The 14709-nt window shown below is 46.0% G+C and carries 12 protein-coding genes and 1 riboswitch; of the genes, 6 read left to right on the forward strand and 6 right to left on the reverse strand.

Features of this window, described 5'->3' with window-relative positions:
* Nucleotides 1–344 precede the first annotated feature (344 nt).
* The 4 genes from argR to R7D93_RS14090 all read left to right on the forward strand — a co-directional run bounded on the left by argR (nt 345) and on the right by R7D93_RS14090 (nt 5543).
* The gene (argR, locus tag R7D93_RS14075) at nt 345–815 is read left to right on the forward strand and encodes a transcriptional regulator ArgR (RefSeq protein ID WP_005379659.1); all 471 of its coding nucleotides are present in this window, start codon (nt 345–347) and stop codon (nt 813–815) included.
* A 405-nt stretch (nt 816–1220) separates the two neighbouring features.
* Nucleotides 1221–2189: a TAXI family TRAP transporter solute-binding subunit gene (locus R7D93_RS14080; RefSeq protein ID WP_005379657.1), complete on the forward strand. Its 969-nt coding sequence runs from the start codon at nt 1221–1223 to the stop codon at nt 2187–2189.
* Nucleotides 2190–2480: 291 nt separating this feature from the next.
* Nucleotides 2481–5060 carry a TRAP transporter permease gene (locus R7D93_RS14085; protein WP_005383099.1) on the forward strand — a complete coding sequence of 860 codons (2580 nt, stop codon included), beginning with the start codon at nt 2481–2483 and terminating at the stop codon, nt 5058–5060.
* A gap of 45 nt (nt 5061–5105) precedes the next feature.
* Nucleotides 5106–5543, forward strand: a complete 438-nt coding sequence (locus tag R7D93_RS14090; protein WP_005379654.1) for a universal stress protein — start codon at nt 5106–5108, stop codon at nt 5541–5543.
* Nucleotides 5544–5606: 63 nt separating this feature from the next.
* On the opposite strand, the gene R7D93_RS14095 is transcribed toward R7D93_RS14090, so the two are convergent.
* The gene (locus R7D93_RS14095) at nt 5607–6683 is read right to left on the reverse strand and encodes an alkene reductase (RefSeq protein ID WP_225496770.1); all 1077 of its coding nucleotides are present in this window, start codon (nt 6681–6683) and stop codon (nt 5607–5609) included.
* A 92-nt stretch (nt 6684–6775) separates the two neighbouring features.
* Between R7D93_RS14095 and R7D93_RS14100 the strand changes: the two genes are divergently transcribed.
* Nucleotides 6776–7723: a LysR family transcriptional regulator gene (locus tag R7D93_RS14100; protein ID WP_005379650.1), complete on the forward strand. Its 948-nt coding sequence runs from the start codon at nt 6776–6778 to the stop codon at nt 7721–7723.
* A gap of 18 nt (nt 7724–7741) precedes the next feature.
* Here the strand turns inward: R7D93_RS14100 and thiQ are convergent, their stop codons facing one another.
* The 5 genes from thiQ to mpl all read right to left on the reverse strand — a co-directional run bounded on the left by thiQ (nt 7742) and on the right by mpl (nt 13315).
* A complete protein-coding gene (gene thiQ / locus R7D93_RS14105; protein WP_225496768.1) occupies nt 7742–8446 on the reverse strand; it encodes a thiamine ABC transporter ATP-binding protein in 705 nt (234 codons plus the stop codon).
* Nucleotides 8446–10032: a thiamine/thiamine pyrophosphate ABC transporter permease ThiP gene (thiP, locus tag R7D93_RS14110; protein WP_225496766.1), complete on the reverse strand. Its 1587-nt coding sequence runs from the start codon at nt 10030–10032 to the stop codon at nt 8446–8448. Before thiP ends, thiQ begins: the two co-directional genes overlap by 1 nt.
* Nucleotides 10033–10073: 41 nt before the next feature.
* The gene (thiB, locus tag R7D93_RS14115) at nt 10074–11066 is read right to left on the reverse strand and encodes a thiamine ABC transporter substrate binding subunit (protein ID WP_104978741.1); all 993 of its coding nucleotides are present in this window, start codon (nt 11064–11066) and stop codon (nt 10074–10076) included.
* A gap of 72 nt (nt 11067–11138) precedes the next feature.
* Nucleotides 11139–11275: riboswitch (TPP riboswitch) on the reverse strand.
* A 37-nt stretch (nt 11276–11312) separates the two neighbouring features.
* Nucleotides 11313–11951, reverse strand: coding sequence for a flavin prenyltransferase UbiX (locus tag R7D93_RS14120; protein ID WP_025768362.1), 639 nt, complete (start codon nt 11949–11951; stop codon nt 11313–11315).
* A 5-nt stretch (nt 11952–11956) separates the two neighbouring features.
* Complete coding sequence (gene mpl / locus R7D93_RS14125; protein WP_225496764.1) at nt 11957–13315, reverse strand: UDP-N-acetylmuramate:L-alanyl-gamma-D-glutamyl-meso-diaminopimelate ligase; 1359 nt, start codon at nt 13313–13315, stop codon at nt 11957–11959.
* A gap of 312 nt (nt 13316–13627) precedes the next feature.
* Here mpl and fbp point away from each other — a divergent pair, with 312 nt between their 5' ends.
* Nucleotides 13628–14644: a class 1 fructose-bisphosphatase gene (gene fbp, locus R7D93_RS14130; RefSeq protein ID WP_005383114.1), complete on the forward strand. Its 1017-nt coding sequence runs from the start codon at nt 13628–13630 to the stop codon at nt 14642–14644.
* Nucleotides 14645–14709 lie beyond the last annotated feature (65 nt).

Consider the following 14709-nt stretch of genomic DNA (forward strand, 5'->3'; position numbering starts at 1 on the left):
AGTATTTCTCTTATAAACGTATTCGTAGGGTAGTTTGTAACCAACTTAAATAAAGCTATCGGAATCACAACTTGATTACAATCAATTAACGCTAGCTTTGCGACCTCGCGCAACTCGCTGTTACCGTGCTACAAATGGGGCTTGGATTATTCTTTTATTCTGTTGAAATGACAAGGAATTCAAGAAAACAGATACAGCCCTACTTCAGCGCGCTAAAGAATTCTATGTGGTATATAGTTTACAGTGACGCATCTAACATAATCCTGGGACTCTTTGGCACCGCCTGAATATATATGCGAGAATATGCAAAATTGCTGACCCGTAATAAGAGATTTGTAATGACTATGCGCAATTCAGAAAAACAAGACAACTTAGTTCGCGCCTTTAAAGCCCTGTTAAAAGAAGAAAGCTTTGGCTCACAGGGCGAGATTGTTGACGCACTCAAACAGCAAGGGTTTGAGAGTATCAACCAATCTAAAGTCTCACGTATGCTGACTAAATTTGGCGCCGTCCGTACGCGCAATGCAAAAATGGAAATGGTTTACTGTCTTCCTGCTGAGCTAGGTGTCCCAACAGTCAGCAGCTCTCTGCGTGAACTGGTACTAGACATCGATCGTAATGCAGCGTTAGTGGTAATTCACACCGGCCCAGGTGCAGCACAGTTGATTGCTCGCTTGCTTGATTCACTCGGTAAATCCGAAGGTATTCTTGGCGTTGTCGCGGGTGACGATACCATTTTCATTACGCCAACCATGGCAATTACGACTGAGCAACTCTTCAAATCAGTGTGCGAGCTGTTCGAATATACTGGTTAAGTTCTATAAAGCTTCAATCAGCTAACTCATTGTGGGTTATAAAAGAAGTCTCATTTTGTAGCCCATAATTTATGTAAATTTTTTGCTTACTCCGCTCATTCTTTAACCACCTATTTTGTGATTAACATCACGCAATTGATCTTTTTCATTTCAGTCACTAAACGTTAATTAAGTAATTGTTATAAAAAGAATTAAATCACAAATTGAATCCTATCCCCTGATACAAAATTCAGACTTATCAACTATAACATTTAACAATTGGATAATTTTCTGCCAATTTTTTGTTATGATTCGCTCGCTTTTTCAAACGATTGGATTGAAAAAGGTGCCGTTTCCAAATAGGAAACTCCAGAAGTGATTTATGGTTATTTCCGGGTAAATAATGAATATAAGGAAGGGAAATTCATGGCATTTAACAAACTTCTCAAAGTAGGCGCTATCGCTGCAGCCGTAATGGGCGCAGGCGCAGTTAACGCTCAAGAGTTTATTACCATCGGTACTGGCTCTGTGACTGGTGTTTACTACCCAACTGGTGGTGCTATCTGTAAGTTGGTAAATAAAGGTCGTAAAGACCACAACATCCGTTGTTCAGTAGAATCAACTGGTGGCTCAATTTACAACGTTAACACTATCCGTGCAGGCGAATTAGATTTTGGTATCGTGCAATCGGATTGGCAGTACCACGGCTACAACGGTACGAGCAAGTTTGAAGAACAAGGCCCGTACAAGAAGCTACGCGCAATGTTCTCTCTTCATACAGAACCTTTCAACATCATTGCGCGTGCAGATTCAGGTATTGAAAACGTTGAAGACCTGAAAGGTAAGCGAGTAAACATCGGTAACCCAGGCTCTGGTGACCGTGCAACGATGGGCGTTGTCATGGAAGCGATGGGTTGGACAAACGACAGCTTCAAATTGGCGTCTGAGCTAAAAGGCTCTGAACGCTCTCAGGCACTTTGTGATAACAAAATTGACGCCTTCATTTACATGGTCGGCCACCCGAACGGTTCAATCAAAGAAGCAACCACATCATGTGATGCGAAGCTAGTTTCAGCAACAGGCCCTAAAATCGATAAAATTGTTGCCGACAACCCATACTACGCCTTTAGCTCAGTACCGGCTGGTATGTACCGCGGTACAGACAAAGACGTAAACAGCTTTGGTGTTGCAGCAACAATGGTAACGACCTCTGATGTTTCAGACGATGTCGCTTACAACGTGGCAAAAGCTGTGTTTGAAAACTTTGATACCTTCAAACGTCTACACCCTGCATTCGCAAACTTGAAGAAAGAAGACATGGTGAAAGCTGGTCTTTCTATTCCTCTTCACCCAGGTGCAGAAAAATACTACAAAGAAATGGGTCTAATTAAGTAATTTCCTCAGACTCTACATACAGGCAGGAAAGAATATTTTCTGCCTGTTTGAGCATACAGGTTGTAGCACATTCTAACTGTATGCTTCATTCGCCAGTTTTCTTCTGAAAACTGCGAGCTCATACCCAAGAAAACTTAAACGCCGCCTAACAGAGTATCCAACAATCAACACTTTGAGTTCAGGCAGCAAAATACTCGAAAGCAAACTTCGCTCCATTCACTACACTGATAGAGGCGAAGTGTGGTTCTCGATAAAAATCAGACAGGACCATCAATAATAAGGAAAAAGTACATGGCGACGAATCAAGCTCCGTCACAAGATGTGCAAGAAATGGTGGCTCAGGCAGACACAGGTGCACGTAGCCCTTCGGGAATGCAAGGACGAATCCTTTGGTTTGTTCCTCTGTGTTGGTCACTATTTCAATTATGGTACGCATCCCCGTTACCATTTATTTTCAATTTTGGCGTACTGAACGACACGGAAGCGCGATCTATCCACCTTACTTTCGCGATCTTTTTGGCTTTCACTGCTTATCCAGCGATGAAGAACTCTCCTCGCGATCATATCCCTCTTGTTGATTGGATACTCGCGTTGGCTGGCAGCTTTTCAGCAGCGTATATATACCTTTTTTATACCGAGCTAGCAGGACGATCAGGCGCACCGACAACGGTTGATATCGTTGTTGCTGTTATCGGTATGATCCTCCTTTTAGAAGCAACACGCCGAGCTCTTGGTCCACCATTGATGGTCGTGGCTGCTGTTTTCCTTACTTACACCTTTGCAGGCCCTTACATGCCTGACGTTATCGCGCACAAAGGGGCAAGCTTGAACAAGGCCATGTCTCACTTGTGGCTAACAACAGAAGGCGTTTTTGGGGTTGCGCTAGGTGTTTCTACCTCTTTTGTCTTCTTGTTTGTATTGTTTGGAGCAATGCTGGAACGCGCTGGTGCTGGTGCTTACTTCATTAAAGTTGCCTTCTCGTTGCTTGGCCATATGAAAGGTGGTCCAGCTAAAGCGGCCGTTGTTGCATCAGGTTTATCTGGTCTGGTTTCTGGTTCTTCAATCGCAAACGTAGTAACAACTGGCACCTTTACCATTCCACTGATGAAGCGTGTTGGCTTTCCCGGCACAAAAGCGGGGGCGGTAGAGGTAGCGGCTTCAACCAATGGTCAGTTAACACCGCCAATCATGGGTGCAGCAGCATTTTTGATGGTGGAATACGTCGGTATCTCCTACGTTGAAGTGATTAAAGCCGCCCTACTTCCAGCGCTAATCTCTTATATTGCTTTAATTTACATTGTTCACCTTGAAGCATGTAAAGCAGGCATGACAGGCCTTCCTCGTCGCCACAACCCAACACTAGTACAAAGTCTGCTGTCCTTTACTGGCACAATCTTAGGATTGTGTGTGATCAGCGCATTGGTTTACTACGGAGTGGGTTGGACAAAGGACGTCTTTGGCGATGCCGCGACACCAATTGTTACCGTCGCACTATTAATCGCGTACGTTGGGTTGGTGAAAGTCTCAGCAAATCACGTGCAAGATGGCGCAATTGAGATTGATGCAGAATTAACAGAAGTACCTGATCCTGGCCCAACCGTTAAGTCAGGCTTGCACTACCTACTCCCTATCGTCGTATTGGTTTGGTGTTTGACTGTCGAACGTTTCTCACCTGGCCTTTCGGCATTCTGGGCAACGGTGTTCATGATTTTCATTTTGCTTACTCAACGTCCGTTGATTGCACTGCTGTCAAAGCAAGGTGACATGCTTCAGCAAACCAAAGATGGCTTTGTCGATCTTGCCGAGAGCTTAGTTTCTGGTGCGCGCAATATGATTGGTATCGGCGTTGCAACCGCGGCAGCGGGCACCGTTGTTGGTGTTGTTACACTAACAGGTATCGGCCTAGTGATGACCGACTTCGTCGAGTTTATCTCTGGTGGCAGCATCATTCTTATGCTGCTGTTTACCGCCATCATTAGCTTGGTTCTGGGGATGGGTCTGCCAACAACGGCGAACTACATCGTAGTCTCTACGCTAATGGCGCCGGTTATTGTTACGCTCGGCGCAGCGCATGGCTTGATTATTCCGTTGATAGCGGTGCACTTGTTCGTTTTCTACTTTGGTATTTTGGCCGACGATACCCCACCTGTAGGTCTTGCGGCTTTTGCAGCAGCAGCAATTGCGAAATCAGATCCAATTCGTACCGGTATCCAAGGTTTTACTTACGATATTCGAACCGCTATTTTGCCGTTCATGTTTGTGTTCAATACCCAGCTATTGTTAATGGGGATCGACTCTTGGTGGCATTTGGCACTCACGGTCATCTCATCGATCATTGCAATGCTGATATTCTCTGCGGCAACTCAAGGATGGTGGTTCACGCGTAACAAGTGGTGGGAAACAGTCCTATTATTAGTACTGACATTTTCGTTTTTCCGTCCAGGTTTTTGGTGGGACATGCTGTACCCAGCGAAAGTTCTTTCTCCTGGCGTTGAGGTAGCTCAAATCACGGAAACACTAAATGTAGGAGAATCATTGGAGTTACGTGTTGCCGGTGAAAACCTTGAGGGCGACTACATTGAGAAAACGGTTCGTCTTCCATTCGAAGACAGTGCGACAACAGCAGACGCACGTATTTCATCTATGGGTCTGATGCTGACCGAAAGTGACAACAAAATGATTGTCGATATGGTTGAATTTGGTAGTCCAGCAGAATCTGCAGGTATCGACTTTGATTGGGAAATCAAGTGGGTTATCCAGGATGCAGACCGTCCGATGAAAGAGTGGGTGTTTGTACCATGCTTAATGATTTTGCTGGTGCTTGCCATGAACCAAAAACGTCGTGCTCGTAAGGAACAATTGAGCGCATAACCGATTTGGCCCCGAGGATAAAGGGGCCTTAATGAGAGACATTGAATGTACAAACAAATTCTTGTTCCGGTTGATCTAAATGACCAAGGCTTTTCAGACCGAGCAGTTGAACTAGCGGTTTGGCAGGCAAAGCAAGCAAATGCTCAAATCCATCTTCTGACGGTACTACCTGGTATTCACATGTCGATGGTTGCCACATACTTTCCGAAAGATGCTGCAGCCAAAATGAAGCAAGACGTGAAGCAGCAACTAAAAACTTTCGCTAATGAGCATATTGCTGAAGATGTGGTTTACCAAGTGCATGTTGCTGAAGGCAAGGCCTACGCGACCATTCTTGATTATGCAGAACGTTTAGGCGCTGATCTCATCATTATGCCAAGTCACAAGCGCTCTAAAATCAATAAAGTAATGCTTGGCTCCGTCGCGAGTAAGGTTGTGGAATATTCTCCAATCAATGTGATGGTCGTAAAACCGCAAGGCTAAGTAAATACAGAAACGAAAAAGGACGCTAACATTAGCGTCCTTTTTATATGAAACAAGTAAGGGTTATGCCATCACTGGGTAATCGGTATAACCTTCTGCTCCACCCAAATAAAAGTGTTCTGGTTTCGCCTCATTAAGAGGTGCATTTTTCTTAAATCGCTCAACTAAATCTGGGTTTGCGATAAAGGGAACGCCAAATGCGACCACATCAACTTTGTTTTCTGCAATTGCTGCTGCCGCTTCTTGTGCACTGTAGCCCACGTTCGCCATTAAGTGACCTTGATAGTTTTCGCGTGCTGGCTTGAGAACATCTGCTTTTTGTACGCCTTTCAGATCCGCACGCATCACGTGCCAATAAGCAAGATCGAAAGAATTAAGTTGCTCTGCTAAGTAACGCACCAAACCAACCGGATCACTCTCTTTCATGTCATTAAATCCATTTAGCGGAGATGTACGCAGACCGACTCTTCCAGGTCCCCATACCTCAACGACTTCTTTCACTATCTCAAGTAAAAATCGAGCACGATTTTCAACCGAGCCACCGTATTCATCGGTACGTAAATTTGAGCCGTCACGAAGGAAGTTATCAATAAGATAACCATTGGCGCCATGTATCTCGACCCCATCAAAGCCGGCTTTCTTGGCGTTTTCTGCACCTTGTTTAAACGCCGCAATAATGGAAGCTATCTCATCCACTTCGAGTGCTCGTGGTACCGTATATGCTTGCTTACCCGAAGGGGTATGGACTAATTCATCACGAATAGCCAATGCGCTCGCCGCTACAGGTGTTTTTCCTTCATTCAGATCAGGATGACAAGCTCGTCCCGCATGCCAAATTTGCAGTACAATCTTACCGCCTCTCTCATGAACCGCATCCGTTACCTTTTTCCAAGCTGCGATTTGCTCTTCGTTGTAAATGCCCGGCTCTGCCATGAAAGCAGACGTACCTTCCATCACCATGGTGCATTCAGCAATGATAAGTCCGGCACTCGCACGTTGAGCGTAGTATTCAACCATAAGGTCATTAGGAATATGGTCTGCGCCAGCACGAGCTCGCGTTAAAGGCGCCATAATGGCACGGTTATCTAATGCTAATTGACCGAGTTCGATAGGAGAAAATAAGTCTACAGAGTTGGACATGGTGTTTACCTCAAATGACAATAACTTGATGGCTAAGGATGAGGTGCCAGACTATAATCAGATTAATATTGAAACAATATGGATAATTGAAAGTGATTGTTCGCAATTTAGAAACAATTGACTTTAGAACGCTTTCTATCTTTGTCACAAGCTGTCGACTACTGAGCTTAACCAAGTGCGCGCTGGAGTTAAACCTACCAAAATCTACTGTTAGTAAAGCCATAACCAAACTCGAACAACACTTTGAAGCCAAACTCCTAGAGCGCACAACCCGAAAGTTAGTGATCACCGAAGCTGGCCAAATGGTTTTAGAGCGTGCTGCAAGCTTAGTTGAGGAATTCCACTCAATTGGCCATGACGTACAGGAGATGGAACAACAGATCCAAGGCCGGCTGCGTATTTCCGCGCCACCAGCGTTGGATGCGTATATGGCGGAACACATCTTTTTGCCATTTTTAAAACAATGGCCAAAAGTACAAATTGCGTTAGAAGCATCGAACGATTTTGTTGATCTCTTTTCACACGGCTTTGATATGGCAATTCGAGTCGGTCAGATAGTTGATGATCGATTGATCGCAAAAAAATTAGGCTATACCACTCGAGTTCTGGCTGCTAGCCCTGAGTATTTAGCTGAGTTCGGCGTACCTGAAACGCCAGAAGACCTGACAAAACACAACTGTTTGAGGTATCAATATGTTTCAGAAATAGGGCCTTGGACGCTGATCTCACACGATAATACCGTCAATGTTTCAATAACCAGTAACTTCTCAAGTACAACTGTAGAAGCAATATTGAAAGGCGCACTTAAAGGACTAGGCATCGCTAACTTACCTGTGCAAAACATGACGCAAGAGCTAGAAAGTGGCACCTTAGTCAGAGTGTTGCCGCAATGGCACACGGTACCAATGCCTATTTATCTAGTCTATCGTCCTGGAGCAAACCGCCCACGGCGCGTACAAGCAATGATTGACCATATCATGAGCTTAAGATCTCAATTTGAATTTGGCCCTAGGCATGGTTTGTGTTGCGGAGAAGCATAACCTAGCAACTATCAGGCACTAGCATGCTGCTCGGATAAATGCCGCAAGCTTCTCACTAGCATGCTGTTCACTCAATGCAGACATATCACCCGCGGCTTCCACTTTACCATCTGCCACAAACACAAAGTGGCTGGCAATCGCTTTGGCATCGTTTAAATGGTGCGTGACCATCAATACAGTTATTCCCCGCTCTGCTGCGAGTTTTTTTACCAAGCTCAGCATCTCTTCACGCAACACCGGATCAAGCGCCGAGAACGGCTCATCCAATAGCCACATGGGATGAGGCTGAACAAAACAACGCGCTAAGGCAACACGTTGACGCTGGCCACCAGAAAGATGCTCTGGCAAACGGTCGAGGTACTCTGCAACACCAACTTGCTGCGCGGCTTGTTCAATCTGACGATTTTGGTCCACCGTAAGCTTTAGCCCTGGGTGTAAGCCCAAACCGATGTTGTCACGCACCGATAAGTGAGCAAACAAATTGTGCTCTTGGAACAACATAGAGAACGGACGCAGATAAGGCTCTTTACGCACAATGGACTCACCATCAACACAAATATCACCACGGTCAGGATGGATGAATCCTGCCACCAACGCCAGCAAGGTTGACTTCCCTGCCCCACTTGGTCCCATCAGCGATACAATCTGTCCTTGCTCAATCGTTAAGTCAAAACGAAACAGTTCACGTTGGTAGGTGTACTGCACATCATCCAACACTAACATTACGCTCTCTCCTTCGTTTTCAATACTTTCTCAATCAAGGCAAAACAGCCCACACTCAACAACAATAGGGTCACCGATACCACCGCAGCTGCGTCCATCTGATAACTGCCAAGCAACTGGAACAAATACAGAGGTAAGGTACGAAACTCTTGTCCACCAAACAGTGCGATGGCACTTAAATCCCCTATTGCAAACATAAAGCTGATCGCAAACGCATGTGCAAACGGCTTGCGTAGCGCCTGCCACTCCACCACTTTAAACCGTTGCCAGCCACGCATGCCTAAGCTGGCACATACATACTGATACTGTTGTTCAATGTGCAGCATTGGCTGCGCTAGCGTTTTGATCACGTAAGGCAAAGCCATCAAACCGTTCACCAAAATCACGACAAAAAATGCCAAGCTAAAAACATCGGTAAATGCGCGCAGTAGTAAGAATAAACCGGTGCTAATCACCAGACCTGGAGTCACCAAAATAATGGTGCCGATTAACTCTATCTGATCGGCTCGCGTGTTTTTGTACTGCAACCGCCAACGGCGACTGGTCAATAGTATGGACACCCCTGCAGCGACCGCAAGCGCGCTAGCGACACAGGCGACTTTGAGGGAGTTCAATAGCGCAAACCAAAAACGCTCATCGGTTAATACTGTCCAAACTTGTTGGTTGATGCCACTCAGTAACACCATCAATAACGGCGGTATTACCAGTAAAAAGGCACCTATGATCCAAAAGCTATCCCAAGCTTTTGACCACCCATGATCCTTCGTTAAAAATTGCTGTACCGATGTGCTGCCAGCACTGATAGCAACAGGCTTTGTTAACTTCTGCACACCAATAGCAAGCAGTCCACATAACAGCATCTGCCACAGCGCCAATAACGCCCCAGCTTGTAAATCAAAATCAAACTTAATCGCTTGGTAAATGGCCAATTCAATGGTGGTGGATTTTGGCCCGCCCCCCAACGCCATTACAGTGGCAAAACTGGTAAAGCACAACATAAACACCAACCCACAAACGTGGGGAAGCTGCTGCCTTAAACGCGGCCATTCTACCCAGCGAAACTTATCCCAATGGCTCATCCCAAGATGCGCGCAAAGCTTATGCTGCTCGGCAGGAATAGACTCCAAGGCTTGCAGAAGCAATCGCGCCGCGTAAGGTAAATTAAAGAACACATGGGCGAGTAAAATACCGTTCAAACCGTAAATAGAGAATGGCAGTTTAGTATCGAAACTTTGCAACCACTGCGCCAACAAACCACTGTTGCCATAAATCGCTAACAACCCAAAAACACCAACCAAAACCGGTAAAACCAGTGTCGATGCAAACAGCTTAAGCAGTAATGATTTACCAATAAATTGGCGACGCGAAAGTGCGTGCGCTACTGGAATGGCAAAGCCAACACTGAGCAATGTGGAAAGAAACGCTTGGTAGAAACTGAACTTGGTGACATGTTGATAGTACGGGTCGCCCCATACCACAGACACATCAAGTGAAGGGGCTTGAACAATCAAAGCACCTAGGGCAGAAATAACAAAGGTCGCGATGATCATCGCGACCCCTAAACCTATTTTTGGAACAGAATTCAAAGGTAAAACCTATCTCATTCAGATGAGGATGGAAACGTCAGCTAAAACGTCAATGCGCTTTGCCATTCGCGAATCCAAGACTTACGCATTTTTGCCACTTCATCAGCACTAAAGCTCAACGACTTGCTTGGAACACTCAAAGTTTCAAAACCTTTAGGTAACTCAACGTCAGTGACTGGGTACATCCAGTTACCCGTTGGCATCGCCGATTGGAACTCATCACTTAAAATGAAACTCATAAATTGATCAGCAAGTTCTGAGTTTTTTGCCCCTTTCACTTTGGCGGCTACTTCAACTTGCATGTAGTGGCCTTCAGCAAAATTCGCCGTAGCAAACTTCGAATCGTTTTCCGCAATTAAGTGGTACGCAGGTGAAGTGGTGTAAGAAAGCACTAAATCGGACTCACCATTGAGGAACATAGAATACGCCTCAGACCAACCTTTCGTGACCGTTACGGTTTTGCTCGCTAGCTTCTGCCACGCTTGCGTCACATCGTCGCCATAAATAGATTTCATCCATAGCATTAAGCCTTGGCCCGGCGTTGAAGTCCGCGGATCTTGGTAAATCACTTTCAGATCGTCGCGCGTTTCCACCAGCTCTTTCATGCTTTTCGGCGGATTAGCCAGTTTCTCTTTGTTGTACACAAACGCGAAGTAGCCGTAATCGTACGGTACAAACGTCGTGTCACTCCAACCGTTTGGTAACACTGTATTGGACGTATCTACATTGTGCTCGGCAAGCAGACCGGTTTTCTTCGCTTCTGCCATCAGATTGTTATCCAAACCTAATACGATGTCCGCTTTGCTATTACCGCCTTCAAGACGAAGACGATTCAGAATCGACACACCATCGTCCAACGCTACGAAGTTAACGTCACAGCCACATTTTGCTTCAAAAGCTTGCTCGATTTTAGGACCCGGCCCCCAATCTGCGGCAAAAGAATCGTAGGTATAAATAGTTAATGGGTTTTCAGCAGCAAACGCTGAAGTTGAAGTAATTGCAGCTAGGGCAATCAGATTTAGAGTGGGTTTCACTGCTCGCTCTCCATGAGTATTTCAGAGAAATAAGTTGAGCGGCACAGGGTTTGAGGCGGCTATTAAGGACTTCCAATATCCAGACTCAATTCCTACGCCAGCATTATCTGGTTCAGGTAATACGGGTCCCTAGTTAAACACTTAGGTCTCAGCGCCCCAATGCATTGATTGACTCAATGCTAAATGGGTTTGCTCCCCGATGAGTTGGATGGATTGTAAAGGTATTTGAGTGGTTACACAATCAGCTCACGAACGCTGGTCATAACCCCAACGAGGCACTAAACCTTGCTCAATACCTAAGTGGTCGAGAATTCTCGCCACCATAAAATCCACTAAGTCTTCAATGCTCTTTGGCTGATGGTAGAAACCCGGAGCCGCTGGCATGATGGTGACGCCCATTTGCGATAGCTTGTGCATGTTCTCCAGATGTAGCGTTGAAAATGGCGTTTCGCGAACCACGAGCAACAGCTGCCCGCGCTCTTTCATTACTACATCAGCGGCCCGTTCGATCAAGTTGTCCGACATACCGTGTGCTATGGCCGCAACGCTTCCCGCAGAGCATGGGCAAACCACCATTTGCTTAGGTGCAGCAGAACCAGACGCAACCGGCGAGAACCAATCGTCTTTACCGCAAACGGTGATGTTATTTGGATTGCAGTTCAGGTGCTCTACCAATGCTTGCTGCGCCGCTTCTGGGCCACTTGGCAACTTAAGATTATGCTCGGTTGCCATCACAACACGAGCCGCCGAAGAAATCAGAACGTAGACATGATAATCCGCCGCAACCAAGCATTCTAAAAGACGAAGGCCGTAGGGAGCACCAGAAGCACCCGTTAATGCCAACGTGATGGCTTTTTTATGAGAGGGTTGTGTTTTGTTTTGCATATCAATCAGGCTTTTTGTTTTAACTGCTCAAGAAGTTTTCCGTGAATACCACCAAAGCCACCGTTGCTCATGACTAGAATTTGGTCACCTAGTCGCGCACGTTCGACGATCTTGGCTACAAAGTTATCTATATCCGCATCGACAAACGCTGGCTGTGTGCATTGGTCGGCAATGTCTTGCACAGACCACTCGATATTATCTGGCTGGAACAAGAAGACTTCATCTGCACTGTGTAGTGACTCTGCAAGTGTGTTTTTGTGTACGCCACGCTTCATGGTGGCAGAACGCGGCTCTAACACAGCAAGGATGCGTTTTTCACCTACCTTGTTACGCAAACCACCGACAGTAAGTTCAATTGCCGTTGGGTGATGCGCAAAATCATCGTAAACCGTCACACCTTGTTCTTCACCTTTCAGCTCTAAACGGCGCTTGGTATTGATGAAACGCCCTAATGCCTGGCAAGCAAGATCCGGAGTGACTCCAACATGTCGTGCAGCAGCGATTGCCATCAGCGCATTATCCACATTGTGGTCACCCACCAAATTCCATTCGACGGTACCAACCTTCTCGCCTTGCAACGCAACGTCAAATTTTGAGCCATCAAGCACTAATTTGTGCGCTTGCCAGTCACCATCCTCACCTGAGAACTGTTTTTCAGTCCAGCAGCCACGCTCTAATACATCCGCTAACGCTTGATCCTGCCTCGGCGCTAAGATCAACCCATTGCCCGGTACAGTTCGCACTAAATGATGGAATTGGCGCTTGATCGCTTCTAGATCATCGAAGATGTCAGCATGATCAAACTCAAGATTGTTCATGATTAAAGTGCGAGGATGGTAATGCACAAACTTAGAACGCTTATCGAAAAAAGCACTGTCATATTCGTCCGCTTCAACGACAAAAAACATACTTTCACCCAAACGAGCAGACACTCCGAAGTTACCGAGTACCCCACCGACTAAGAAACCCGGTTGATAACCACAATCTTCAAGTATCCAAGCAAGCATGCTCGACGTGGTCGTTTTCCCATGTGTACCCGATACCGCCAATACCCAACGATCATGCAGCAAAAACTCGTTGAGCCACTGCGGGCCAGAGGTGTAACGCATGTTAGTGTTGAGCACATGCTCGACACAAGGGTTACCACGGCTCATCGCATTACCAATCACCACAAGATCTGGTTGAGGGTCGAGTTGAGACGGGTCAAAGCCTTCAATAATTTCAATACCTTGAGACTCAAGCAGTGTGCTCATTGGCGGATAAACGTTGGCATCAGAACCAGTGACTTTATGTCCTAATTGGCGCGCTAGAATCGCTGCGCCGCCCATAAATGTGCCACAGATACCCAAGATATGAATGTGCATAAACTAAACCTTGTAATGCGTTTTTTAATGCTTTCATTATCGCGATTACCGCCTGAAAAGCGAGTGACTTTAGCCTTCTTCTTGCAGTCCCTTTCACAAATATGACAAGGTTGAACACAGACTGTACAACCTCTTGCTTACTGATGAATCCCTCAAATAAGTCTACAAATAAATTGAGATCTCAAACAGTTACTTCATTACCATTAAAAAGATCTGCGACTTAAACTTACATCCAGCGCAATCGTTTAACATCCATAAAGAGATGCTCACTTGCGCACTACCCCCAATGAAATGAAAATGTAAGGATTAACCATGTCAGGACTGCGCACCCTAGGCGAGTTCATTGTCGAAAAACAAGCGGATTTCCCCCACGCTAGCGGTGATCTATCATCCCTTTTAGCCTCCATTCGTTTAGCTGCAAAAATCGTTAACCGCGAAATCAACGCAGCGGGTCTCGGTGATATCACTGGTGCTGTAGGCACGGAAAATGTCCAAGGTGAAGATCAGCAAAAGCTCGATGTTTACGCGAACGATAAGTTCAAAGCCGCGCTTGAAGCTCGTGATCAAGTGTGTGGCGTTGCCAGTGAAGAAGAAGACGAAGCAGTTGCGTTCAATAAAGAACTCAACCAAAACGCCAAATATGTAGTACTGATGGACCCACTTGATGGTTCTTCTAACATCGATGTGAACGTCTCTGTTGGTACTATCTTCTCGATTTACCGTCGTGTTTCTCCAATCGGTACTCCACCAACTGAAGAAGACTTCCTACAACCTGGTCACAAACAAGTGGCTGCGGGCTACGTAATTTACGGCTCCTCCACCATGTTGGTATACACAACTGGTAACGGTGTAAACGGCTTTACTTACGACCCATCTATCGGCAGCTTCTGTCTTTCTCATGAAAACATGATGATTCCTGATGATGGTAAGATCTACTCCATCAACGAAGGTAATTACATTCGTTTCCCTCAAGGGGTGAAGAAGTACATCAAGTACTGCCAAGAAAACGTGCCAGAAGACGGTCGCCCATACACTTCTCGCTACATTGGCTCGCTGGTTGCTGATTTCCACCGCAACCTACTGAAAGGCGGTATCTACCTTTACCCAAGCACACAAAGCCACCCGCAAGGCAAGCTACGCCTGCTTTACGAATGTAACCCTATGGCATTCCTCATTGAGCAAGCTGGCGGCATTGCATCGGACGGTGTGAATCGCATTATGGACATCAAGCCTACTGAGTTGCACCAGCGTGTACCTTTCTTTGTGGGTTCGAAGAACATGGTTCGCAAAGTTGAAGAGTTCCTTGAACTGCACCGCGACGAAGAATAATTTCAGACCTTTGTCCAACGCGGCAGGTGTTTACCTGCCGCGTTTTTGTCGCTAAAGTGAAACGC

The sequence above is a fragment of the Vibrio sp. YT-15 genome, assembly GCF_033337445.1.
Lineage (GTDB): Bacteria > Pseudomonadota > Gammaproteobacteria > Enterobacterales > Vibrionaceae > Vibrio > Vibrio alginolyticus.

Excerpts from the sequence above, each read along its gene's own strand:
- argR (WP_005379659.1), top strand. The coding sequence starts at position 345 with ATGCGCAATTCAGAAAAACAAGACAACTTAGTTCGCGCCTTTAAAGCC.
- R7D93_RS14080 (WP_005379657.1), top strand. The coding sequence starts at position 1,221 with ATGGCATTTAACAAACTTCTCAAAGTAGGCGCTATCGCTGCAGCCGTA.
- R7D93_RS14085 (WP_005383099.1), top strand. The coding sequence starts at position 2,481 with ATGGCGACGAATCAAGCTCCGTCACAAGATGTGCAAGAAATGGTGGCT.
- R7D93_RS14090 (WP_005379654.1), top strand. The coding sequence starts at position 5,106 with ATGTACAAACAAATTCTTGTTCCGGTTGATCTAAATGACCAAGGCTTT.
- R7D93_RS14095 (WP_225496770.1), bottom strand. The coding sequence starts at position 6,683 with ATGTCCAACTCTGTAGACTTATTTTCTCCTATCGAACTCGGTCAATTA.
- thiQ (WP_225496768.1), bottom strand. The coding sequence starts at position 8,446 with ATGTTAGTGTTGGATGATGTGCAGTACACCTACCAACGTGAACTGTTT.
- R7D93_RS14120 (WP_025768362.1), bottom strand. The coding sequence starts at position 11,951 with ATGCAAAACAAAACACAACCCTCTCATAAAAAAGCCATCACGTTGGCA.
- mpl (WP_225496764.1), bottom strand. The coding sequence starts at position 13,315 with ATGCACATTCATATCTTGGGTATCTGTGGCACATTTATGGGCGGCGCA.
- fbp (WP_005383114.1), top strand. The coding sequence starts at position 13,628 with ATGTCAGGACTGCGCACCCTAGGCGAGTTCATTGTCGAAAAACAAGCG.